The organism is Rheinheimera sp., assembly GCF_030824435.1.
GTDB lineage: Bacteria > Pseudomonadota > Gammaproteobacteria > Enterobacterales > Alteromonadaceae > Pararheinheimera.
The window spans coordinates 1-22902 of sequence record NZ_JAVBXS010000025.1 but is presented as its reverse complement, the minus strand read 5'-3'; the positions used below and the strand labels follow the sequence as shown (position 1 = coordinate 22902).

Annotated in this window: 15 protein-coding genes; 7 read left to right on the top strand and 8 right to left on the bottom strand. The window is 48.4% G+C overall.

Going from position 1 to position 22902, the window contains the following annotated elements:
• Window positions 1-71 precede the first annotated feature (71 nt).
• Window positions 72-893 (top strand): EAL domain-containing protein, encoded by an 822-nt coding sequence (locus RCH83_RS06290; protein WP_306520149.1) that lies wholly within the window; start codon window positions 72-74, stop codon window positions 891-893.
• A 96-nt stretch (window positions 894-989) separates the two neighbouring features.
• On the opposite strand, the gene RCH83_RS06285 is transcribed toward RCH83_RS06290, so the two are convergent.
• Window positions 990-2897 carry a propionyl-CoA synthetase gene (locus RCH83_RS06285; protein ID WP_306520147.1) on the bottom strand — a complete coding sequence of 636 codons (1908 nt, stop codon included), beginning with the start codon at window positions 2895-2897 and terminating at the stop codon, window positions 990-992.
• A 227-nt stretch (window positions 2898-3124) separates the two neighbouring features.
• Here RCH83_RS06285 and RCH83_RS06280 point away from each other — a divergent pair, with 227 nt between their 5' ends.
• Window positions 3125-5173 carry a DNA topoisomerase III gene (locus tag RCH83_RS06280; protein ID WP_306520145.1) on the top strand — a complete coding sequence of 683 codons (2049 nt, stop codon included), beginning with the start codon at window positions 3125-3127 and terminating at the stop codon, window positions 5171-5173.
• A 255-nt stretch (window positions 5174-5428) separates the two neighbouring features.
• On the top strand, window positions 5429-6502 hold the full coding sequence (locus RCH83_RS06275; protein WP_306520143.1) for a PHB depolymerase family esterase: 1074 nt from the start codon (window positions 5429-5431) through the stop codon (window positions 6500-6502).
• 37 nt (window positions 6503-6539) lie between these two features.
• Here the strand turns inward: RCH83_RS06275 and RCH83_RS06270 are convergent, their stop codons facing one another.
• From RCH83_RS06270 to RCH83_RS06255, 4 genes are all read right to left on the bottom strand, one after another.
• A complete protein-coding gene (locus RCH83_RS06270) occupies window positions 6540-7046 on the bottom strand; it encodes a GNAT family N-acetyltransferase (protein WP_306520141.1) in 507 nt (168 codons plus the stop codon).
• 10 nt (window positions 7047-7056) lie between these two features.
• Complete coding sequence (gene nagZ, locus RCH83_RS06265; RefSeq protein ID WP_306520139.1) at window positions 7057-8124, bottom strand: beta-N-acetylhexosaminidase; 1068 nt, start codon at window positions 8122-8124, stop codon at window positions 7057-7059.
• A gap of 165 nt (window positions 8125-8289) precedes the next feature.
• Window positions 8290-10593, bottom strand: coding sequence for an acyl-CoA dehydrogenase (locus tag RCH83_RS06260; RefSeq protein ID WP_306520138.1), 2304 nt, complete (start codon window positions 10591-10593; stop codon window positions 8290-8292).
• A 25-nt stretch (window positions 10594-10618) separates the two neighbouring features.
• Complete coding sequence (locus tag RCH83_RS06255; protein ID WP_306520136.1) at window positions 10619-11260, bottom strand: TetR/AcrR family transcriptional regulator; 642 nt, start codon at window positions 11258-11260, stop codon at window positions 10619-10621.
• 585 nt (window positions 11261-11845) lie between these two features.
• Here RCH83_RS06255 and RCH83_RS06250 point away from each other — a divergent pair.
• Both RCH83_RS06250 and RCH83_RS06245 read left to right on the top strand, forming a co-directional pair.
• Complete coding sequence (locus RCH83_RS06250; protein ID WP_306520134.1) at window positions 11846-14470, top strand: TonB-dependent receptor; 2625 nt, start codon at window positions 11846-11848, stop codon at window positions 14468-14470.
• A 360-nt stretch (window positions 14471-14830) separates the two neighbouring features.
• Window positions 14831-16681 carry a cytochrome c/FTR1 family iron permease gene (locus tag RCH83_RS06245; RefSeq protein ID WP_306520132.1) on the top strand — a complete coding sequence of 617 codons (1851 nt, stop codon included), beginning with the start codon at window positions 14831-14833 and terminating at the stop codon, window positions 16679-16681.
• A 98-nt stretch (window positions 16682-16779) separates the two neighbouring features.
• On the opposite strand, the gene RCH83_RS06240 is transcribed toward RCH83_RS06245, so the two are convergent.
• Window positions 16780-19929: a S8 family serine peptidase gene (locus tag RCH83_RS06240; RefSeq protein WP_306520130.1), complete on the bottom strand. Its 3150-nt coding sequence runs from the start codon at window positions 19927-19929 to the stop codon at window positions 16780-16782.
• A gap of 18 nt (window positions 19930-19947) precedes the next feature.
• Complete coding sequence (locus RCH83_RS06235; RefSeq protein WP_306520128.1) at window positions 19948-20736, bottom strand: NF038120 family PEP-CTERM protein; 789 nt, start codon at window positions 20734-20736, stop codon at window positions 19948-19950.
• Between the two features lie 339 nt (window positions 20737-21075).
• Here RCH83_RS06235 and RCH83_RS06230 point away from each other — a divergent pair, with 339 nt between their 5' ends.
• Together RCH83_RS06230 and rimO are read left to right on the top strand one after the other, a co-directional pair.
• A complete protein-coding gene (locus tag RCH83_RS06230; RefSeq protein WP_306520126.1) occupies window positions 21076-21225 on the top strand; it encodes a hypothetical protein in 150 nt (49 codons plus the stop codon).
• Window positions 21226-21259: 34 nt separating this feature from the next.
• The gene (gene rimO, locus RCH83_RS06225) at window positions 21260-22576 is read left to right on the top strand and encodes a 30S ribosomal protein S12 methylthiotransferase RimO (protein WP_306520124.1); all 1317 of its coding nucleotides are present in this window, start codon (window positions 21260-21262) and stop codon (window positions 22574-22576) included.
• Between the two features lie 134 nt (window positions 22577-22710).
• Here rimO and RCH83_RS06220 read toward each other — a convergent pair.
• Window positions 22711-22902: hypothetical protein (locus RCH83_RS06220; RefSeq protein WP_306520123.1), on the bottom strand; the 192-nt coding region annotated here is incomplete at its 5' end.

The following is a 22902-nucleotide window of genomic DNA, read 5'->3' as shown; positions in this document are numbered from 1 at the left end:
TGCTTAATTAACACATTGAAATCAATTATTATGCCTACAATGCAACTTGGGTTAGCCTGAGGAATTGAGCCATGCCAACAAATGTCAGCAACTTGCCTGATCTGATCTGCCAGATTTTGCAGGATCACGCTTTTATGATGGTTTATCAACCCATCTTAAGTCTTAAAGATCACTGCGTTGTCGGTTACGAAGCTTTATGCCGACCCAAACTAAATCAGCCCGAATTGTGTAAGGACGTCGAAACTTTTGTGCAAGCCATTGAACAGCTGGGTTTGTATCAGCAGTTTGATCTGGCTGTGGCAAAAGCGGTATTTAACGATATTCAGAATTGTGCCGAATTAAACCATCAGCAGCATTTTGTGCATATTAACTTGTGTGCAGAATCGCTGAACTCACAGTCTTTTTGTGATCAGCTGGAACTGTTGTTAACACAATACCACTTTGCCGATGGCAAAATCCGTTTTGAAATTACCGAACGTTCGGCCATTACAGATGAAAGCAAAGACAAAAATCTGCTCCGGTTGGCTTTAACCGGCTGTCAGTTTGTCATCGATGACTTTATTACCGGTTATTCCAACTTTGGCGCTTTGATCAATCCTTTTATGTCAGCAGTGAAAGTCGACCAAAGTGTCACACAACAACTGACACAAAACAGCATCGCCGATAAATTTATGAAATCGCTGATCGCCTTATTAATTGCTATCGATAAAAATCTGATTATTGAAGGGGTGGAAAACTCGGCACAACTGGAATTTTTACGCAACAACCAGTGTGATTTTGTGCAAGGTTATTATTTAGCCAAACCTATGGTGAAAGAGCTGCTGCCCTTTGCCAATAACGCTGCGTTGCTGATGCTGGATGAAAAGCATAAGGTGCCGCAGAATTCTGTTTAGCAACAGCATGCGGCATTATGGCACCACAGTGACCCCTTTTGCATAAAGTTGCCGGTTTTGATAGCCGCAAATAGCCATCACCAACCGGCAAGTTAGTTAAAAGCCAATTTTAATCAACTGGCGACGCGCCATCAGCGCCGTTATTTCGGCTAAACAGGCCGGATCATCAATAGTTGAAGGTACAAGGTACGACTGACCTGCGGCTATCTGGCGCAACAATTTGCGTAAAATTTTTCCTGAACGGGTTTTTGGTAACCTAGGCACTATGATGGCTTTTTTAAAACAAGCCAGCGCACCAATCTGCTGACGGACCAACGCGGTTAATTCAGCTTCCAATGCATGTTCACTTATCTGTGCGCCATTTTTTAACAGCACCAACGCCAATGGTTGTTGCCCTTTAATCAGGTCCTCTATGCCAATCACACAACATTCGGCAACAGCTGGATGCGCTGCAACTATCTGCTCCATTTCACCTGTTGATAACCTGTGCCCCGCCACGTTAATTACATCATCGGTGCGGCCCATCACAAACAAATATCCGTCCTCATCCAGATAACCGCCATCCCCACTGGCGTAATAACCCTCAAAAGTGCGCAGGTAACCATCGACAAAACGCTCATCATTGCCCCAGATGGTGGTTAAACATCCGGGTGGCAGCGGCATTTTCAGCGCTATATAACCCTGCTGATTGGCAGCAACAGGCACACCGCTGTCATCAAGAATGTCCAGCACAAAACCAGGCACAGGCACAGTGGCAGAACCGGCTTTGGCGGGCAGCAGCTCTACACCTGCCGGATTGGCACTAATAGCCCAGCCGGTTTCGGTTTGCCACCAGTGATCAATGACGGGTTTGCCTATTTTGTCCTGCACCCAATGAAAAGTGGCAGGGTCAAGCCGCTCGCCGGCCATAAAAATATATGAAAGCTTCGATAAATCATATTGTTGCAATAAAGCATCGGGATCTTCTTTGCGGATAGCGCGAAAAGCCGTAGGCGCTGCAAACAGAACTTTGACCTGGTATTCAGCGCAAATACGCCAGAACGCACCGGCATCGGGCGTAAACACCGGTTTGCCTTCATAAAGCACTGTGGTGCAACCGGCAAACAAAGGCGCATACACAATATAAGAATGCCCTACCACCCAGCCAACATCGGAAGCGGCAAAAAACACATCACCAGGCTTACAGTTATAAATCGCCTGCATGCTGTACTTCAGCGCAACTGCATGGCCACCGTTGTCGCGCACCACCCCTTTGGGTTTACCTGTGGTGCCTGATGTGTACAAAATATATAAAGGATCTGTGGCAAGCACAGGCACACAATCGGCCGAAGTTGCAGTGGCAAGCTGCTGTTGCCAGTCCAAATCACGGCCATGTTGCATAGAGGCAATCAGCTGTTCGCGCTGATAAATCACACAACAAGGCACCTTGTGGCTGGCTTTTTCCAAAGCTTCGTCCAGCAAAGGTTTGTAGGCAATGACTCTGTTTATTTCAATGCCACAGGAAGCACTGACAATCAGCTGAGGGCAAGCGTCGTCAATGCGCAGCGCCAGCTCGTGTGCGGAAAAACCACCAAACACCACAGAGTGCACAGCACCCAACCGTGCTACCGCCAGCATAGCAATCACCGCCTGAGGGATCATCGGCATATAGAGCACAACACGGTCGCCTTTGCCAACCCCATTGGCTTTGAGCACACCGGCAAAAAGCGCCACTTCGTGCTGAAGCTGCGCATAACTAAAACGTTGTTTTTTGCCTGTGACGGCAGAGTCGTAAATCAGCGCTGTTTGTTCACCACGGCCCTGTGCCAGATGAACATCCAGCGCCAGATAACAGCTATTCAGCTCACCATCGGCAAACCACTGATAATGATGTTCATCCTGGCGCGTTAAAATTTGGCTGGGCTTTTTATACCAGGCCAATGTAGCCGCCTGCGCTGCCCAAAACGCCTCGGGCGCCGTTGATGCCTGCCGGTATTGTTGCTGATAAGCGGAGTTTGTTGTCATGCTGCTGGCCTTTCATGCACTATTTTGATGCTTTTACTGTAGCGAAAAATAACAACAAGCGAACTTAGACTTAGGGGGCATAGACTTTAGTCGCAGCAAAGCGCGACGCTCTGACAAAGCCTTTAATAAAACCGTAAATAAAACCCTGAATAACAGCCGGTTTTTGCCTATTGCCAATAAACAGGATAAATTAACTGTAATTTTATACAGCCTACTAAGCCCATCTGATGATTTTATATATCGCTGAAAAACCCAGCCTTGGCCGTGCCATTGCCGCAGTGCTCTCCAAACCGCAGCGCAATGGTGATGGTTTTATTGAGCTTGGCAACGGCGATATCGTCAGCTGGTGTATCGGTCATTTGCTGGAGCAGGCCGAGCCGGAAGTTTACAACAGTGCTTTTAAAAAATGGCAGTTGCAACATTTGCCGATAGTGCCGCAAGTGTGGCAACTGAAAGCCCGCGCCAGCAGCGCCAAACAACTTTCAGTACTTAAAAAGCTCATTCAGCAGGCCGACCAGCTGGTGCACGCTGGCGATCCGGACCGTGAAGGCCAGCTGCTGGTGGATGAAGTGATTGCTTATTGTGGCGTCAAAGGCGACAAACTGAAGCAAAGCAAAAGGTTATTGATCAACGATTTAAACCCTCCTGCTATTTTGCGGGCGCTGCAAAACCTGAAACCCAACAGCGACTTTGTGCCACTGTCCACCTCAGCGCTGGCGCGAAGCAGAGCCGACTGGTTATACGGCCTGAATATGACCCGCGCTTATACGCTACAAGGCCAAAAAGCCGGTTTTCAGGGTGTATTGTCGGTGGGCCGGGTGCAAACGCCGGTATTGGGTTTAGTGGTACGCCGTGACGCGCAAATTGAACATTTTGTCAGCAAGCCGTTTTATCAGGTACTGGCGCATCTGCAATTATCAGTAAACGACAACAGTACAGCTTTTGTCGCCAAATGGCTGCCAAGTGCCGCTTGTGAACCTTATCAGGACGAAGAAGGCCGGGTGTTACACCCAGGCCTTGCCGACAAAGTGGCGCGCAGCATCACGGCACAACCGGCGTTGGTGACTAAACTGGAGCAAAAAAACAAAAAACAATATGCGCCCTTGCCTTATAACTTGTCGGCTTTACAAATAGATGCGGCGAAAAAATATGGTATGGCGGCGCAGCAGGTGCTGGATTTAACCCAGCAGCTGTATGAACGTTACCAGCTGGTGACTTACCCAAGGTCGGATTGCCGTTATTTACCGAAAGAGCAATTAGCTGCGGTTTCAACGATCAGCAGCACCTTAAGCTGTCACAATAGTGAATTGGCGCAAATGGTGGCACAGGCCGATTTTTCGCTGGTGAGTAAAGCCTGGGATGATAAAGAAGTAGGTGCACACCATGCCATTATTCCCACTGAAAAAGCTGTGGATGCCAGTCGTTTAAGCGCTGATTTACAAAAAATTTATGGCCTGATTGCCCGGCAATATTTATTGCAGTTTTACCCGCCTTATTGTTATGGCGAAACCACAGTGGAGCTGAACATTTGTGGTGGTTTGTTCCGCACTATCGCCAAAACAGAACAACAACAAGGCTGGAAACAATGGTTTGGCAAAAACAATCACCACGAAGCTAAGCAGCAACATAGCGCCACCGATCGGCAACAGGCTACAGATCAGCAAAATGCGGAGCAAGACCAGCTCTTGCCTCCGCTTAAAGAGGGTCAGCAGTTATTTTGTGCCCGCGGCGAAACTATTGAAAAACATACCCAGCCGCCGGAGCATTTTACCGATGCCACTTTGCTGGCTGCCATGACCGGCATCAGCCGTTTTGTCGAAGACCCGGCTATTAAACAAATTCTGCGCGACACTGATGGCCTTGGTACCGAAGCCACCCGCGCCGGTATTATCGAGCTGCTGTTTAAACGTGGTTTTTTAGTCCGGCACGGCAAAAACATTCTGGCCACAGCCACAGGCAAAAGCCTGATAGCAGCATTGCCTGAAAGCACCAGCAAACCCGATATGACAGCGCAGTGGGAAGCGGCACTTTTAAAAATAAGCCAAAAAGAGCTGAGTTATCAGGCTTTTATGCAGCCACTGCTGGCAACATTAAACGACTTGATCAGCAATGCACATCATGCCAAACCCGAAGGTTTGCCAACTGATCTCAAACCCAAATGGCAAAAACGCACTGGCCGCCGAACTGTTGCAGGCGCTGGCCGCAAGCCCGACACTTTCATAAAAACTCCAAAAACAAACAGACCCAAAAAAACGACGTCAAATAATAACAGCTGACTGTGCCTGAGCGTTTCACGTTGCCTTTGCTCACGCCAGCGAACTGCTGGCGCTGAAATCCCCTCTCTGTCTGGTACCGCCTAGTGCCGTCTAGTACCAAAGCACTATTGCCAGCAGCAAAAAAGTTACGCATTGTCGTTTTTTATCTTTATCAGAAGCGGTTTTTGCTGTGGGTTTAGCTTAAAAAGTTTATGCAAAGCAGAGCTTTACGCAGCATAACAAGGCGTTTTGGTCTTTTATTTTTTTGGAGTTTTTATGAAAGCAACAGGCTCTTTTTGTCATCACCAATTACTCAACGCCGGTAAAAAATCCGGAATTATGCAGCCACTGCAAGCGCTGCTAGTTGCAGTATTTTTTATAGCAAGCGGCCCGCTATCGGCAACAGAAAAGGCGACAGAACAGACACCACTGCCAAAGTTAAAATTGGATAAAAACATTACCCTGTCGGGTTTATCATCCGGTGGTTATATGGCAGCGCAGTTTCATCTGGCCTATTCCGCAGATGTGCAAGGTGCTGCTATTGTGGCAGCAGGCCCTGTGTATTGTGCCGCCAATAGCCTGCAAACCGCTTTTGCCCATTGTTTAAACCAAGCTAGCAGCAAACCGGATCTAACAGCCGCCAGCGCTTATTTAACAGCGCAGCAGCAACAAGGTGCTATTGATGCGCTTGAAAATCTGCTTGATGACAAAGTCTGGATATTTCATGGCACTAAGGACAGCACTGTTGCAGCGCCGGTCAGCGACGCCTTAGCAAAGCAATACCAGTCGTTGCTGCCTAAAAGCAATGTGCTTTATGTTAAAGATAAACCTTTTGCCCATCATTTCCCGACCGATCATAGCAAGGGAACTGATTGTGCAGCCTCCACTGCGCCTTTTATCGGCAGCTGTGGTTATGATGCTGCCGGTGCCCTGCTCGGCCATTTATTGCCCGGTTTAAAACCAAGGACTGAAAAATCCTCCGGCCAGCTGCTGGAACTTGATCAGGTTGCCTTAGCGCCTATAGCCAAAGGCCAGCTTGGGGCGACCGGCTATTTGTATCTGCCAGAAAGTTGCAGCAAAGGTCAGAGTTGCCGCTTACATGTGAGTTTTCATGGCTGTAAACAATATGCCGGTGCTGTGGGTAATGTTTATGCCCGTTTAACCGGCCTCAATGAATATGCCGATAACAATCAGCTGGTGGTGCTGTATCCACAGGCCGATAAAAGTGTCATGAATCCAAACGGTTGTTGGGACTGGTGGGGTTACAGCGGCGAGCACTACACCACTAAAAACGGCGCCCAAATGCAGGCGGTGAAACAGCTGATTGAGGTGTTACAAGGACGGCGTTAAGCCGTCCCTGTCCCCGAACCTAGCAGCTTGGAATGAATTAACCAGGAAACTGCAATGCCATGGCCTGCAAAGTTGGGCCTGTGACGCGGTTAATGCGCCAGTCGTGCAGCATAGTGGCGCCAAGCGACTGGTAAAAATCAATGGCTGGCTGATTCCAGTCCAGCACTGACCATTCCAAACGGCCACAATCACGCTCGACCGCAAGTTTGGCAAGGTAAGTGATCAGCGCCTTGCCAATGCCCTTGCCACGAAGGCTTGGGTCAACAAATAAATCTTCCAGATAGATGCCGGGTTTGGCTAAAAAAGTGGAATAGTTATGGAAAAACAAGGCAAAACCGGCTGGCTCGCCCTGATAATCGGCAATCACCACTTCGGCAAAAGCTTTATCACCAAATAAAGTAGCTGCCAGCTTGTCTTCAGTGGCCACTACTTGATGCGCTAATTTTTCGTATTCGGCCAGTGCCTGAATAAAACGCAGAATTTGTGGCACATCATTTTTGGTGGCCAGCCGTAAACTTAAACCGGCAATAGTAGTTTCAATCATCGGAAATTCCTTAAGAGCGTTCAACAATGCCGGCAGAGCTGGCGCTGGCTTCCACTTCAACGGCTTTTAACTTCGCCGCAAGCTCAACTGCCGCCTGATAACGCGGGCTTTGGCTTAACATCACATCACTCAGATTTGTCTGATGTTTTAAGCGTGATAAACGCGTGCTGCTGTGCAACCAATATTGTTGCGGCAAAGTGTCCAGCACTTCAATGGCACCTGCTCTGTCGTTACAGACCAGAATCATGTCACAACCAGCACTCAGGGCTGCTTCTGCCCTTTGCTGATAAGAGCCGGCCTGATGGGCGCCTTTCATGCCTAAATCGTCAGAAAACACCACACCGTCAAATTGCATTTCTGTGCGAAGCACCTGTTGCAGCCAATAAGTCGAAAAGCCGGCGGCTTTATCACAAAAAGCCGGATACACCACATGGGCTGGCATCACAGCGTCCAGCGCGCCTAATTGTTGTAACTGGCGAAATACCGTTAAATCCAGCTGTTCTATGGCTTCGCGGCTGCGTCTGTCATAAGGAAGCTCTAAATGTGAATCTTCTTTCACGCTGCCATGGCCAGGGAAATGTTTGCCGGTGGTTTTCATACCGGCCTGATGCATGCCTTTGGCAAAAGCGTTGACCAGCGCCACCACTTTGGCGGGGTCACTGTGAAAAGCGCGGTTACGAATGACATCACAAACACCCCAGATATCAGCAACAGGGGCAAAAGAAATATCAATATCCTGCGCCAGCACTTCCACTGCCATTAACCAACCTATTTCGGTGGCATATTGGGCTGCCAGCGCTAAATTCTGGCCGGCACCTGGCCAAATCTGGCCCATGGCTGGTAATAAAGTAAATTCAGGGCGAAACCGTTGTACCCGGCCACCTTCATGGTCGACCGCCAATAACAACGGGCTTTTGCTGGCAGCTCGGGTTTGGCGTACCAGTTCTTTTAACTGGGCTTTATCGTGATAATTGCGGGTGAAATAAATCACGCCACCTACGGCCGGATGGGCCAATAATTCTTTTTCTTCCTGGGAAATTTCCGGACCTTGCAGGTCCAGCATCAAAGAGCCGATCATGGAATTTATTCTCTTATTGCGCTTAAAAGGCATGTCAAAGCGGACAGGCTGCTACCAGAGGGCGGCAAATCATCAGCATAAGGCGTAAAGGCCTTACTTTACCCCAAGCGCCCCCATAAAAAAAGGCCAGCAGTAGCTGGCCTTTCAGAACAAATTTCAGATAAATCAGCCTTTGATGGCCAGCCCTTCCAGTTCACCTGGTTTAAAACTATCCACGCTGATGGCATCAAACCGCAGTTCGTTCATGTCATTGAGCTGTGTGGCTTCGGCTGCGCTAATTACATCAAGCTCAGCAGCTTTGGCAATCAGCTGTTGCAGTGGCAGCTTACGCGCCAGCTTGCCTTCTTTTTGCGCTGCATAGATTTTTTTCATCACAGGCTGGGCAGCATGTACTGCGACAAAAGCACGTTCCATCGAGCCAGTCGGGTCGTTTTTGTCTTCACCCAGGTAGCATAAGTGAGTTAAACGGTCACGAATAACGCTTGGTTTTAACAGCGCGTCAGAGATTTGCATGGACACTTCATCATCCGGCATCTGGTAACCAATGCCAAATGGGAACACCAACGTTTTTAACAAACCACCGACAAAACCATTCGGGAAGTTGCTGAAGAAGCCTGCAAAAGCACGGCCAATTTCATGCAGATTACGCTGCACGCTGTAATGTACAAACGGCAGATCAGCAACCTGACGGCCATTGTCTTCATAAAACTTCAGTACAGCAGAAGCAATATACAAGTGGCTTAATACATCGCCTAAACGGGCAGACAACATTTCTTTACGTTTTAAATCACCACCCAGCATCAGCATGGAGAAGTCGGCACTGAGTGCCAATGCTTTACTCATACGGCTTAACTGTTTGTAATATTTGGCAGTGTCACCACCCACAGGCGAGCTGTTAAAACAACCGGCTGTCAGGCCCTGGAACAAGGCACCAAAGGTGTTACCCAAGGCAAAACCCACGTGTTTCAGTAATAACTCGTCAAATTGTTTTAAACCTTCTTCCGCATTTGGGTTGGCGGCCGCTTCCAATTCTTTTAATACGTACGGATGACAACGGGTGGCACCCTGACCAAAAATCATCAGGTTACGGGTTAAAATATTGGCGCCTTCAACGGTAATAGAAATTGGCACACCCATATAACCATGCGCCAGGTAGTTTTTCGGACCACATTGAATGGCACGACCAGCATGAATATCAAAAGAGTCGTTTAACAGCGTGCGTGACATTTCTGTCATATGGTATTTGGCAATAGCGGTTACCACCGACGGGCTCAGTTTCAGGTCGATAGCACCAGCTGTCATCACACGCATGGCTTCCAGGCTGTAAGTTAAACCACCAATACGGCCAAGTGATTCCTGCACACCTTCAAACTTACCAATAGACATCCCAAACTGCTGACGTACATAAGCATAAGCGCCTGTCATACGGGTGGCTAAATGGCCAGTGGCAGTGCCAAGGGCCGGCAGCGAAATACCACGGCCTGCTGATAAACATTCCACCAGCATACGCCAGCCACGACCTGCGTATGACGGGCCACCGATGATCCAATCCAGTGGAATAAACACGTCTTTGCCGTAGGTGGTACCGTTCATAAAGGCCATATTCATCGGGAAATGACGGTCACCAATTTCAACACCAGGGTGTGAGGTTGGAATAAGGGCACAGGTAATACCCAGCTCTTCTTTGTCGCCCATTAATTTATCCGGATCAGACAACTTAAAAGCCAGACCCAGCACAGTGGCCACAGGGGCTAAAGTGATATAACGTTTATCCCAGTTCAGACGGATACCGATGACTTCTTTGCCTTCAAACTCACCTTTACAGACCACACCAGTGTCCGGAATACCACCGGCGTCAGAGCCGGCTTCCGGGCCTGTTAAGGCAAAACAAGGCACTTCTTTACCACCGGCAAGACCTGGTAACCAACGGTCTTTTTGCTCTTGAGTACCATAGTGCATCAACAACTCACCAGGGCCTAACGAGTTTGGCACCATCACTGTGACAGCAGCAGTTAAGCTGCGGGTGGCAATACGCGACACAATAGTGGAGTTGGCAATAGCAGAAAATTCACGGCCACCGTAAGATTTTGGAATGATCATGGCAAAAAAGCCGTTGGCTTTGATGTAGTTCCACACTTCCACCGGTAAATCACGGTGTTCATTGACAATTTTGTAGTCATCCAGCATTTGCAGCAGGGTTTCTACTTCATTGTCCATAAAAGCTTGTTCTTCGGCGGACAACTGCGGTTTGGGAATAGCGTGCAGTTTGTTCCAGTCTGGTTTGCCTTTAAATAAATCACCATCCCACCAGACATCACCCGCTTCCATCGCTTCACGTTCAGTGTCTGACAGCGGCGGCAGAATTTTTTTGAAGATGGCAAAAATAGGTTTTGTCACCAGGTTACGGCGGATGTCAGTGACCCCAAGGATCACCACCAGCGCCACAATAATTAAAAATAAAATAAACATAAGGCTTGTCCTTTATCGGATGGTTTTAGTCAGACTGCAAAGGCGCGGCTATCCCGGCCGCCAGATAGGGGATCAATCTTTTGATCACACCATCAATTTCCACTACTTCGTTAAAATCGGCTGCTGCAATGTCTTTTAACGCTTCGTTTGACGCCATGGTAAAAACAATGGTGCCAAGCGAAAAATGCAGCCGCCAGAAAATTTCACTGGCCGGTAAAGCCGGACAGCTTTGTTGTACCAACAGCACAAATTTGTCGAGCGTGCGGCCATAATGATGATTAAAAAACCAGCGCAAGTGGCCCTGCACATCGGTATAACCCCGGCCAAGCAACTGTAAAAACAGCGTGGTACCGCGGTTCTGAATTTTGTTGAGTTCCAATAAAGGCTCGACAAATACCGACAACACCTGACTTAAATCATTAGGTTTTTGTGATGACAACAGCAAACTGAATTCCTGATCCAGTCTTGGCATTAACACCGCCAGATAACGTTGTAATACCGCCTGGATCAGCTCTTTTTTCGAGCCAAAATGATAATTCACCGACGCCAGATTCACTTCGGCCATGCCAGTAATTTGCCGAAGCGAAGTGGCGCTAAAACCGGTATCGGCGAATAAACGCTCAGCTGCATCGAGGATTTTTTGTTGGGTATTTTGTTTACTGGTCATATCAGTCAGTCAATTTAAACAACTGTTTGAAATGTACGTTTGAAACTTCTGTAAGTCAATATAGTGCAGCGATTTTCTCTTTGCCGGAAATAATCTGTGCACAGGGATTAATCTCAATAAAATCAACAAATAAAGCAACATTAGAAAAATACGCTTGACAAGATTATTTAATTCCGACAATTTTGAGTCATACACAGGCTGTGTTCATACAGCGCTTAATCCCCAAATAACGACAATAAGGAGAAATAAGATGCTTAAGCTTGCTGCTAATCTCAGCTCTTATTATTACTCTCCTTATTATCTGTCCGAGTGGTTTAATAATTAGCCACTTCCCTTTGCCTGATGCAGAGGGAAATTCTGATCTTCTTTTTGTTGTTCAGCAGCAGCTGACTACATAACTAAGCCAGTTTTTGTCATAGACCCTAAGGTTTGCGCCTGAGAAAAGTCTATGGGGTGTTATTTCTGTTCTTCCTGAGCGTGTCAACTCAGTACAGAAAACCCACCCACGCTCCCTCTGCATTTTTCGTTTGTTCAATCAAGTCAGATTGTGATTAAAACAACAAAAAAATGTTCCGAGGAATGTGTATGAAATTCGCAACTATGAAGCAAACTTCTTTTAAATACAGCCTGTTATATAGTGCCACTCTGCTTGCACTTTTGGGCAGCCCCAAACTTTTGGCACAGCAAACCACCACAGTTGCCGCCACCGAAACTGACAGCAAAGCCATTGAAAAACTGGAAGTGACAGGTTCACGCCTCAAAGGTGTGGATATGGAAGGCGCCAACCCGCTGCAGGTGTTTAGCAAAGACGACCTGATTAAAAAGGGTTATGACAGTGTGTCAGCCTTCTTAAAAGATTTACCTCAGGCGTCCAGTGCCGGTACCTTCACCGAAAACGGTAACGTGGCGGGCTCTGACGGCACGCCGCCTGGTGCTGCCGGAGTCAGCTTGCGTGGTTTGGGCTCCAGCTCCACCCTGGTGCTGGTCAATGGTCGCCGGGTAGCAGTCGACTCGTTTTCCAATGGTTTTGATTCATTTGTTAACGTCAACGCCATTCCGATGTCGGCCATTGAACGGGTTGAAGTCCTGACTGACGGCGCTTCTTCTGTGTATGGCTCAGACGCTATTGCCGGTGTTATTAACTTTATTTTGCGCAAAGATTTTGAAGGTCATGAGTTATCGGCCATGTACGGTGATGACAGCAAAAGCAGCGATTTTGGCCGCACCAACCTGACTTATGCCGGTGGTTTTGCCACAGAAAACAGCAATACCACGCTGGTGATTGATTATTTTGATCGCGAAAAACTGATGAACAGTGACAGACCTATTGATGTCACTTTTAAATCATCAACCCGCGTGACTATTGACGGTAAAGATTATGCCGAACCCTGGTGCGCCGGCAAAACCAGCAATAATGGCAGCCGCTGCCAATACGACTACGTGATTGAACGGGCCATTCAACCCGACAGCAAAAACATTGGTGCGACTTTAAACCACAACTACCGTTTTGGGGATAACAAAGAGTTTTTTGCCGAAGCCATGTATCAGGACAACAGCGGCAGCGCTTATGACTCGGCTGGCGCTTTTGACTACACCCTGTCTGGTGCCCTTCCCACCATACCGGCCTGGGCGCGCACTGCAGATGCACTAAACGGCAGCGTAAATAATATTCGTGTGCGTTCACGTTTCCCGGAAATCCGTTCACAACAATACGACAACACCAGTTATCGTTTACTGGCGGGATTGCGGGGTGAACTGCAGGACTGGAGCTGGGAAACAGCTGCCACTTTGGGCAAATCAGAAAACGAAGTGATCCATAGCTCAGGTTATTTTAGCGTAGCCCGCATGCGTGCTGCAGCGTTAAACGGCACATTTAACCCCTTTAACTTAGGCCGCGACACTGACCCTGCCGTGATTGCCAGCTTACGTGAAGCTGCCCCACGCCTGGGTGAGTCTGATGTGATGTCCTGGGATTTTAATATCGCAGGCGATTTATTTCAGCTGTCAAACGGCTCAGTGAAAGCGGTATTTGGCGGTGAAGCCCGTAGCGAAGACATTTTTGACCGTCCGTCGGAGCTTGCCAAAACCGGTGGTGTTACCACCTTAGGTGCCAGCGACGCGGCTGCCGATCGCAGCCAGTATGCCGTTTATGGTGAATTTAATATTCCGCTGACCGAACAACTGGATGCCATAGCTGCACTGCGCTACGACCATTACAGCGACTTTGGTGGTGATGTGAATCCAAAACTGTCCTTGCGTTACCGTGCCACTGACGATCTGATCCTGCGCGCCAGCTGGTCAACGGGCTTCAGAGCGCCGTCTTTATCCCAGTTGGGTGCAGGCACTTCGTTAGGCTCTAACTATATTGACTGCGGTGCTGGTTCGCCTTACACCCCACTTTGTGGCGCCTTTGGCGTGCCAACAGGCGAACTTGAATACGATCAGGAAACTATCGGCAATAAAGCGCTGGATGCAGAGAGCTCAGAAGCGATGAACCTGGGTCTGTCATGGAACCTGACCGATGAGCTGAACCTGACCCTTGATTATTGGCGTTATCAACATACCGATATTGTGGATGTGGATGCCAACACTACGTTAAAAGCCTGTATTGATGGCTCGGCGCCTAAAGTCAGCTCAGAAGCTGCGCTGGGTGATGCTTTTGGTTGTGTGATGGACGCAGGCAACGACTTAGTGTTCTTACGCACCGGCTTTTTTAACGTAGGCGCTCAGGACACTGACGGTATTGATATCAAACTGGATTACAAGCTCAGCACCAAAGCTGGTGATTTTAAACCTTATTTTGCCGCTACCCGCACCTTAAGTTACGAGCGTCAGCTGACCAAAGACGACGCGCCGGAAGATTTACTCGGTAAATTAAGTGGTGCCAGCGAAATCGCAAGGCCAGACTTCGTCGCCGATGCCGGTGTGGACTGGACGCTGAATGACTGGAATGCCAGCCTGTCAGGCCATTACACCAGCGAATTGGGTGATGGTGACTTTAAATTTGACAATGACACAGTGGATAGCTGGCTGGTATTGAGCGCCAGTCTGGGTTACCAACTGAGTGATCAAAGCAAATTGCAGCTGACGTTACGTAACCTGACCGACAAAGAACCACCATACGCCTCTTCTCCAACCAATGGTTATGCCAGTTCAGTCCATGACTGGTTAGGTCGGGTCTGGACGTTACGTTACACCGTAAAATTCTAAGCTTTTATTCTGCCTGGTGTTTTTGGGGGCGCTACCGCGCCCTCTTTTTTTGCCTGTTGTTTTAACTCTTTGCTTATTCAGCCACTGCTGTTTTCATGCCGTAACACCATAAAAATTGATATTCGCTGCTGTTTTGTTTGCAGGCAATTCCCCCCCATCATCGTCATAATATTTCAGACTCTTTGTGGGTAGTTTTTCTGATGTAAATCGGCGCTACTATCGTCTGGCATTGAGACCTGCGCTGCCAGACAAAAACCAACATCAACAAGGGTCGATAAATATTGGGGTGGGAGGATCCAATTTGACTACAGCTGAGGCATAATACGAATTATTCTTATTCTCCACCTTAAGGGTTGCAAGATGGCAAAAGTTGTGGTGTTTTTCCTGCTGAGTCTGTTTAGCAGTTATTGTTTTGCTTCAGATAAATTAATCCAACTCATTGAATATATTGGTGCTGATTATTCTGCCGCTGTTGCTGACGGCAAAATTATCAGTGAAGGTGAATATGGCGAAATGACTGAATTTGCCGCTTTGATTAATGAGGATGTGAAAAACAGCGCAGATGTTGCTTTGCAGCAACAAGCAACTGAACTTAGCAGTCTGATTGCCAATAAAGCGGATGTCACTGCCGTCAAAACTCTGACCGCAAGTATGCGACAAGCTGTGCTCTCGGCCATGCCCCAACTGCCACTGCCAAAAACTGCGCCGGACTTAACAAGGGGAGCGGCGCTTTTTGCACAAAACTGTGTGGCTTGCCACGGTATAACAGGTTTAGGTGATGGTGCAGCCGGTGCTCAAATGGACCCCGCCCCTACTAACTTTCATGAAGTTGAACGTCATAACGCCCGCAGTTTATTTGGTCTTTTTAATACCATCACTTTAGGTGTTGCCGACACCGGTATGATGTCCTTTCAACAACTGGATGAAAAAAGCCGCTGGGATCTGGCCTTTTATGTCGGTCATCTGGCGAGCAAACCACTATCAACTGAAGCTGCACCACAGGCTCTTATTCATCCCGAGCAAATCACCAGACTACTGACAGCCACCCCTGCCGATTTCACAGAACAATATCAACAAGGCGGAACCGCCCTGATGGCGTTGTTCCGCCAGCATCCGGAACTGTTTTATCAGGCACAACAACAAGATCCATGGCTGGTGGCAAGCAATAACCTGAATTTGGCTAAATCCTTGTTAACAACCAACCCGGCGAGCAGTTATGACTTAACAGTAGCGGCTTATCTGGATGGTTTTGAACTGGTGGAAGCTCAGCTTGATGCGATTAACAGACCAAAACGCAACGACATAGAGCAGAATATGATGCGGGTACGCACCCTGGTGAAAAACAGCCCACAGGATCCAACCACTGTTGCGGCAATAGACCAGGTGGTTTTGCAACTGAATGAAGCCAGAGCACTGGTATCTACGGCCAATTTAACAGGTGAAAGTGTCTGGTTGCTGGCCTTGTTAATATTAGTGCGTGAAGGCCTGGAAGCTCTTTTGGTGGTCGCTGCTATTTACGCAGTTGCGGTAAAAACCGGCCGTAACGAACTTAAACGCACTGTACACGCCGGCTGGTTATCAGCGCTGGCACTTGGCGCCGTTACCTGGCTGTTGTCGAGTTTTGTCATTGATATTTCCGGAGCTTCACGCGAACTCACCGAAGGTTATACTGCCCTGATAGCGGCAGCCATTCTGTTTTATATGGGGTTCTGGATGCACAGCAAAACCAGCGCCAGCGAGTGGCAAAAGTTTATCCAAAGCAAGGTACAAAATGCCCTGAGCGGTGGCACCCACTGGACCTTAGCGCTGGTGGTGTTTCTGGCGGTGTATCGTGAAGTATTTGAAACTATTCTGTTTTATCAGTCGTTATGGTTGCAGGGGGGGCAAACGCATCAGGGAGCCTTTATTGGCGGTATCACCACCGGCTTGCTGGCGCTGGCGCTGGTTGCTGTTGCTGTAATGAAATTTGCCGTTAAATTGCCGCTAAAACGCTTTTTCGGCAGCACCGCAGTGCTGATGCTGCTATTGGCTTTTGTGATGGCGGGCAAAGGTATTGCTGCTTTACAAGAAGCGGGTCAGTTATCAGCGGTAGCCTTAAACTTCCCGGTCATCAGTTGGCTTGGTATTTACCCAACCTGGCAAGGATTAACCTTACAAGCAGTGTTATTGGTGTTGGCCACCGCCTATTTTATTCGCGCCAAAGGTAAATAACTGATATCTCAATGCAAAAAACGGCGACTAACAGTCGCCGTTTTTACTCAGATCACAGGCTATTGCCCTTTGTTGCTGTCAAAGCTGAATCAACAAACTTATTCCGCCACGACCAAAACGGCTTTTTCACCTTCAGCCTGTGGTAGCGGATCATTGGTATTTACCGTCAACACCGAAGTGCCAAGAACAGCGCCACCGCTGATAAAACGCATACCAGCGAGGTAACGTTTGCCCTGAGCTAAGCCAGACCAACTCAGGCTCACTGTTGGCGTACCACCAACAACAGCAGTACCAGGCATACTCAGACGGAAACTGCCGCCTTTATCTGCGCTGCTGACAACCCAGCTTGACAGTTTAAAGTCGGACGAGGTGTTATTGGCCAGCTGATAACCTCCCAGACAGACTTTATAAGTTCCTGGCGCCGGATTTAACAGTTGCACCTGCTCGTCCGAACCGGCTTTTAAGCTACTGGCAACCACAGCGTTGGCTGGATTAAGCAGGATCATGTCGATATCGTCACCGGCAGGGCTTTGATGCCCTGAGGTTTCAACATTAAAAGTGGCAGCACGCAATACCAGCGTATTGGCAGGCACCACCAGATCACGTATCACTGTGCCTTTGCTATTGGCACGACAAGCTGTTGACAACTGGGTTGCAGTTTCAATAGTGCCGGACATTGCCTGAGCAATGGTCAACGGTGTCACGGTGGCCGCTTTTAAACCACCTACAGCGGAGGTCATGGCGCCAGCAAAACCTGTTGCAATAGGGAACATCAGACGACCCGTTGCCTGTTCACTAACCAATTCGGCCACTGATCCAAATAACACTGACTTTAGCGACATTGGGCTTCGTACTTCGTTGACGCCGTCAGACCAGACCAAAGCACCAAAAGCCCAGCTACCCACAGCCGCATTGGTCCGGGTGGTTGTCACTGTAAAAGTGGCGGATTGATTAGGTGCCAGCGTCAGGCTGGACGGAGAAACTGATACCTGATAACCAGGCACAACAGCGTTTGCGGTGTAAGTGGCCGTTGCGTCCCCTACGTGCGTCACTGTACGTTTAACTGTGGTAGCACCCAGATTATTGGCAATGGTGATAGACGGCAGGTTCAGATTGTAATCCGGCAAACGTCCAATATTGGCACAGACAGCTGCAGGTACTGAAGGGGCATTAATGCCACATAAAAAACGGCTGTAGTCTATGGGTTGAATGTCGTACACCAGACCTGGCGCCATGGCTTTATTTGGCATCACGTGACCAGCGCCCTGTCCCCATGGCAAGGTACCGTTTTGCGCACCAGCCAAACCATCATTAAAGGTCATACTGCCGGTTGTCATCAACGCAGACTTGATCATGGCTGGTGACCACAGCGGATGTTGTTGTTTTAACAACGCTGCTAAACCGGCCACATGTGGACTTGACATTGAGGTGCCCTGCAGGAAATCCCAGGCGGCTTCCCCCGCTTCACCATTGGCAATGGCATCACGTTTTGCTTCTGTGGCAACAGGCACGTAACCGGCCAGAATATCGACACCCGGTGCTGTTAAATCAGGTTTTAGCATATTGGCATAACCGCGGTTTGGCCCGCGTGACGAAAAACCTGCCATCATAGGGGCATTTGTGCTGCCTTTAATACTGGCAAACGCACTGATAGAGGCCGTTGCCGCAGCATGAGCGGCAAGATGATTTTTCACCGCGCTGCCGTCAGCTTCAGTTAAATGCACTGTAGGCAAAACGTGAGCAAACGCAGAAATAGTGGACGAACCACCGGCGACGTTACTGATAATAGTGCCTACACCACCGGCCTGACTGACGGCCAGGCTTTTGTTCACCAGATTGGTGGTACCGCGGTCACACACCACGACTTTCCCTGCCACTTTGGCCGGATCCAGCACCACGGCGCCGTCTGTAGCACCATAACATAAAGCCGCCTGGGTCAGGCTGGCGCCTTCAATGGCAGCGTCACGGGCGGCAATCATATTGGTGGCAGGCAAAGCGACCTGATTTAATGACCCCCCCTGATAACTGGCACCATTATCCAGCTCCACTCTGGCCGCGTTAAATCTGTCATGGGTCGAAGCACCTACTGTGGTTAACCATGGACCTAAGTGCGCCACCGCATTGCCTGGGCCACTATTGCCTGCCGAAGCTGCAACAAAAACCCCGGCATTGGCCGCGCCTAAAAAGGCCAGTTCAACCGGATCATTGACCGTGGTCTGACTACCGCTGATGGAATAGTTAATCACATCAACACCATCGGCCACAGCCTTTTCAATGGCAGCGACATTGTCACCGGTAAAACAGGAATTTTTTGGCAGCGCCTGATTAGCAGGATCTTTATAACTCCAGCACACTTTGTACACAGCAATACGGGCACGTGGTGCAATACCGGAGGCTTTACCCATTAAAATGCCGGCAACAGTGGTATCTACTTTGCCGTTACCACCTGCTGTAGAAGCGGTGTGGGTACCGTGACCTCCATTGTCACGGGCTGACACATAATCGCTCCAGTGCGGTGAATACGACCCCTGGGCCACAAGGCTACGGAATGTTGTATCAAAATACTGGGCACCAATCAGTTTGTTATTACAGTTGCTCAGGCTAAAACCTTCACCCGCCTGACAAGTCCCTTTCCATTTGGCAGGCGCCGGACCATAAGCCTCACTGCCTTGGTTCGAAAAAGTAGCGGTACCATTTTCATCAACACGGTCAGCAAAAGCCGGGTTTTCCGGCCAGACGCCGCTATCAATGACGCCAATAATCACATCTTCACCAGCTGCAGTCTGACCACCGGCTTTTGCCCAGATGCCATCCGGTGCATCCAGTTTCAAAAAGCCAGGGGTATAGTTGGTGGTCAACTCTCTGGGTTCATCCACACGGATAGCCACCACTGAACTGTCTTTTTTCAGCGCGCGCACCTGAGCATCAGTTAACATGGCCGAAAAGCCGTTAAACACCAGACTGTATTGATGTGCAACGTCCACATCGGGCACCAGACTTAATACTCGCTGCTGCTGATCTGCCAAAAAGGCTTGATAATTCTGCACTTGCGCCATTGCAGCATCAAGTCGCTGCCCTATGGCAGGTTTTGTCGCTTTTAAACCCGAAACGCCGCCGGTATAAGAGGCCACCGGTGCTGCTGAAAGCTGTACTATATAAGGACGTTTTACGTCATTATTTTCTAACGCTGACACCATATGGCTGGTCAGCATGGCGGCAATCGCCAAAGAGATTGGGGATAGTTTCATGATAATGTCCTGTTTTTATTATTGTTGTTGACGACGGCGATTCAGCAGCAGACCAGCAAAGGCCAGTGCAAAGACCGCAATACCTGCAGGTTCAGGCACATCTATCGACAGATTATCTATGGCAAAACTACCTTTTTTACCCGCTTCCCGCACACATTCACCATTCAGATCGTATAAACAGGCATTCAGGCTGAAAGCATAAAAACGTTCACCACCCAGCTGGTTGTCAATATCGTTCCAACGAACAAACTGGTGCTGACCCAGCTGATCCGGCAGCGGAAAGTCTTTCATCAGCTGTACAAAAGAACCGTCAAAACGATTGGCTGTCAGTACCAGTTTGCCCGCGGCATAGCTGCCTAAACCGGCCAGAGTTTCTACAAAACCAAAATCCAGACTCAGCAGGCGAAGTCCATGCAGGTTTGCCGGGTTTTTCTGGCTCATACTTAACCACCCATCGTTTACACCGGCGTAATAGCTGCTGCCGTTATTGGTTGGGCATTTCATGCCATAACAATTGTAGGGATCTGAACCATCGACGATAGACCCGACAGAGCCGGTGTCCAGACTACCGAACGAAAACAATACATTTTTATGTGCCAGTAAATCACCAGCCTCATAAAGTGCATCCCCATAAGAACTGCCGTATAACCATTGCTGTTGCTCAAAATCTACCTGCATTACACCTGCTTGTGCCTGACTGGCAAAAAGCGCGACAGCGCCAAACAAAGACAAGGACCAAGGACGGATAGCGCGGGCGCAGCGCGTTGCTACCCGGCCAGAAACTGCTGTTGTATTGTTATTGTTCATAGTTAACCTGGATTAGTTTTTATTAAAAGTGACTAGCCTGTTGGCTGATACCCCTGAGCAGGGACCTGGACTATGAGCAATATACTTGCCAACATTTTATTTACTTTTAATGCCTGTGCAATTGTAATATTTTACATTTAAAAAATAATAAAATTACAATGCCGTAAAAATAACTGACGCTTTATTAAAGCTGACGGTTATCAGCCGCAATCTGGGACAATTTTGTGCGTATTTTTCTAAATACAATTAAAATCAATACGATGAGAATTAAACCTGCGAAATAATCCAGCATCAATTCGCTACAACTGCAGTAACATGTGTAATTTTATGGGTTTATTTTTGTTATTTTTTGTATATTTATCTGACATCCGCGGTAACAGTTATACCCAGCATGGTTATGGCGATAAAAGCCCGGAGAAAAAACGGCCGGCAGCGCTGTTAAAACCGGGCGATGATAAAGCGCTGGTGGGCGCCAGCGCTTTCGTTTAAAATACGCGCCCATTTTCCCGAAGGTAATATTGTTATGTCACAACCTAAAGTTGGCTTTGTTAGCCTTGGCTGTCCGAAAAATCTGGTCGATTCCGAGCGGATCCTGACGCAACTGAAAGTTGAGGGTTATAACATAGTGCCATCGTACGACGATGCTGAGCTGGTGATTGTCAACACTTGTGGTTTTATTGACAGTGCGGTGCAGGAATCGCTGGACACTATCGGCGAAGCTTTAGCTGAAAACGGCAAAGTGATAGTGACAGGCTGCCTCGGTGCCCGTGAAGATGAAATCCGTCAGGTGCATCCAAATGTGCTCGGTATCACAGGCCCACACGCATATGAAAACGTGCTGGATCAGGTGCATCAGTTTGTGCCCAAACCAAAATACGACCCGTTTTTACAACTGGTGCCGGACACTGGCGTCAAGTTAACGCCGAAACACTACGCTTATTTAAAAATTTCAGAAGGTTGTAATCACCGTTGTACTTTCTGCATTATCCCGTCGATGCGCGGTGATTTAGTCAGCCGCCCTATTGGCGAAGTGCTGGACGAAGCTGCCCGTTTGCAAAAGGCCGGCGTCAAAGAGTTATTGGTGATTTCTCAAGACACCAGCGCTTATGGTGTGGATGTGAAACACCGCACCGGTTTCTGGAATGGCCAGCCGGTTAAAACCTCCATGCAGGCCTTGTGTGAAGCTTTGGCTGAACTCGGCATTTGGGTACGTTTACATTATGTCTACCCTTACCCACATGTGGATGATGTTATTCCACTAATGGCAGAAGGTAAGTTATTGCCATATCTGGACATTCCATTCCAGCATGCCAGCCCGCGCATTTTAAAACTGATGAAAAGACCGGGTCAGGCCGAACGCACTTTAGAACGCATTAAAAAATGGCGTGCCATTTGCCCTGACTTAACCATCCGCTCTACTTTTATTGTTGGTTTCCCGGGTGAAACAGAAGAAGAGTTCCAGGAATTATTAAACTTCCTCGAAGAAGCGCAGCTGGACCGTGTTGGCTGTTTTAAATACAGCCCGGTAGAAGGCGCCAAAGCCAACGAATTACCAGACCCGGTGCCGGAAGAAGTGAAAGAAGAACGTTATCACCGCTTTATGGCCACTCAGCAAAAAATCAGCGCCGCCAGATTACAAGCCAAAGTGGGCCGTGTGATTGATGTTTTGATTGACGAAGTGGACGATGAAGGTGCTATTGGCCGTAGTTTCGCCGATGCCCCTGAAATTGATGGTGCTGTTTACCTTAATGGTCTGATGGATGTTAAACCTGGTGATGTCATCAAAGCTGTGGTTGAAGCCGCTGACGAATACGACTTATGGGCCAGCCGTCAGGATTGATAGCGGGCAGCAGCAAAAGCGCTGCATAACCCCTCAGTAACTTACAAAAAAAACACCGCTTTATGCGGTGTTTTTTTATCTGAACGCCATTGATAAAACCAGTACAGCAACCCTAAGCAACATTGATATAACCTTTATTTTTGTTGCTGCTTTGCTGACTCGGCCCCGGCTATTTTAGTTAACAACTCAGCGATATCTTCGGCTTCCAGCGCCACTTTCTGAAAGTGTGACACCAGATAATTAATATCGTAGCCTTGTTGCTGATAACGGCGTGCTGTTTCCAGGTGAACTTGTTTTACAAAATCTGACGTCATCATAAGTCCCCG

Excerpts from the sequence above, each read along its gene's own strand:
- RCH83_RS06290 (WP_306520149.1), top strand. The coding sequence starts at position 72 with ATGCCAACAAATGTCAGCAACTTGCCTGATCTGATCTGCCAGATTTTG.
- RCH83_RS06285 (WP_306520147.1), bottom strand. The coding sequence starts at position 2,897 with ATGACAACAAACTCCGCTTATCAGCAACAATACCGGCAGGCATCAACG.
- RCH83_RS06280 (WP_306520145.1), top strand. The coding sequence starts at position 3,125 with ATGATTTTATATATCGCTGAAAAACCCAGCCTTGGCCGTGCCATTGCC.
- RCH83_RS06275 (WP_306520143.1), top strand. The coding sequence starts at position 5,429 with ATGAAAGCAACAGGCTCTTTTTGTCATCACCAATTACTCAACGCCGGT.
- RCH83_RS06270 (WP_306520141.1), bottom strand. The coding sequence starts at position 7,046 with ATGATTGAAACTACTATTGCCGGTTTAAGTTTACGGCTGGCCACCAAA.
- nagZ (WP_306520139.1), bottom strand. The coding sequence starts at position 8,124 with ATGATCGGCTCTTTGATGCTGGACCTGCAAGGTCCGGAAATTTCCCAG.
- RCH83_RS06260 (WP_306520138.1), bottom strand. The coding sequence starts at position 10,593 with ATGTTTATTTTATTTTTAATTATTGTGGCGCTGGTGGTGATCCTTGGG.
- RCH83_RS06255 (WP_306520136.1), bottom strand. The coding sequence starts at position 11,260 with ATGACCAGTAAACAAAATACCCAACAAAAAATCCTCGATGCAGCTGAG.
- RCH83_RS06250 (WP_306520134.1), top strand. The coding sequence starts at position 11,846 with ATGAAATTCGCAACTATGAAGCAAACTTCTTTTAAATACAGCCTGTTA.
- RCH83_RS06245 (WP_306520132.1), top strand. The coding sequence starts at position 14,831 with ATGGCAAAAGTTGTGGTGTTTTTCCTGCTGAGTCTGTTTAGCAGTTAT.
- RCH83_RS06240 (WP_306520130.1), bottom strand. The coding sequence starts at position 19,929 with ATGAAACTATCCCCAATCTCTTTGGCGATTGCCGCCATGCTGACCAGC.
- RCH83_RS06235 (WP_306520128.1), bottom strand. The coding sequence starts at position 20,736 with ATGAACAATAACAATACAACAGCAGTTTCTGGCCGGGTAGCAACGCGC.
- rimO (WP_306520124.1), top strand. The coding sequence starts at position 21,260 with ATGTCACAACCTAAAGTTGGCTTTGTTAGCCTTGGCTGTCCGAAAAAT.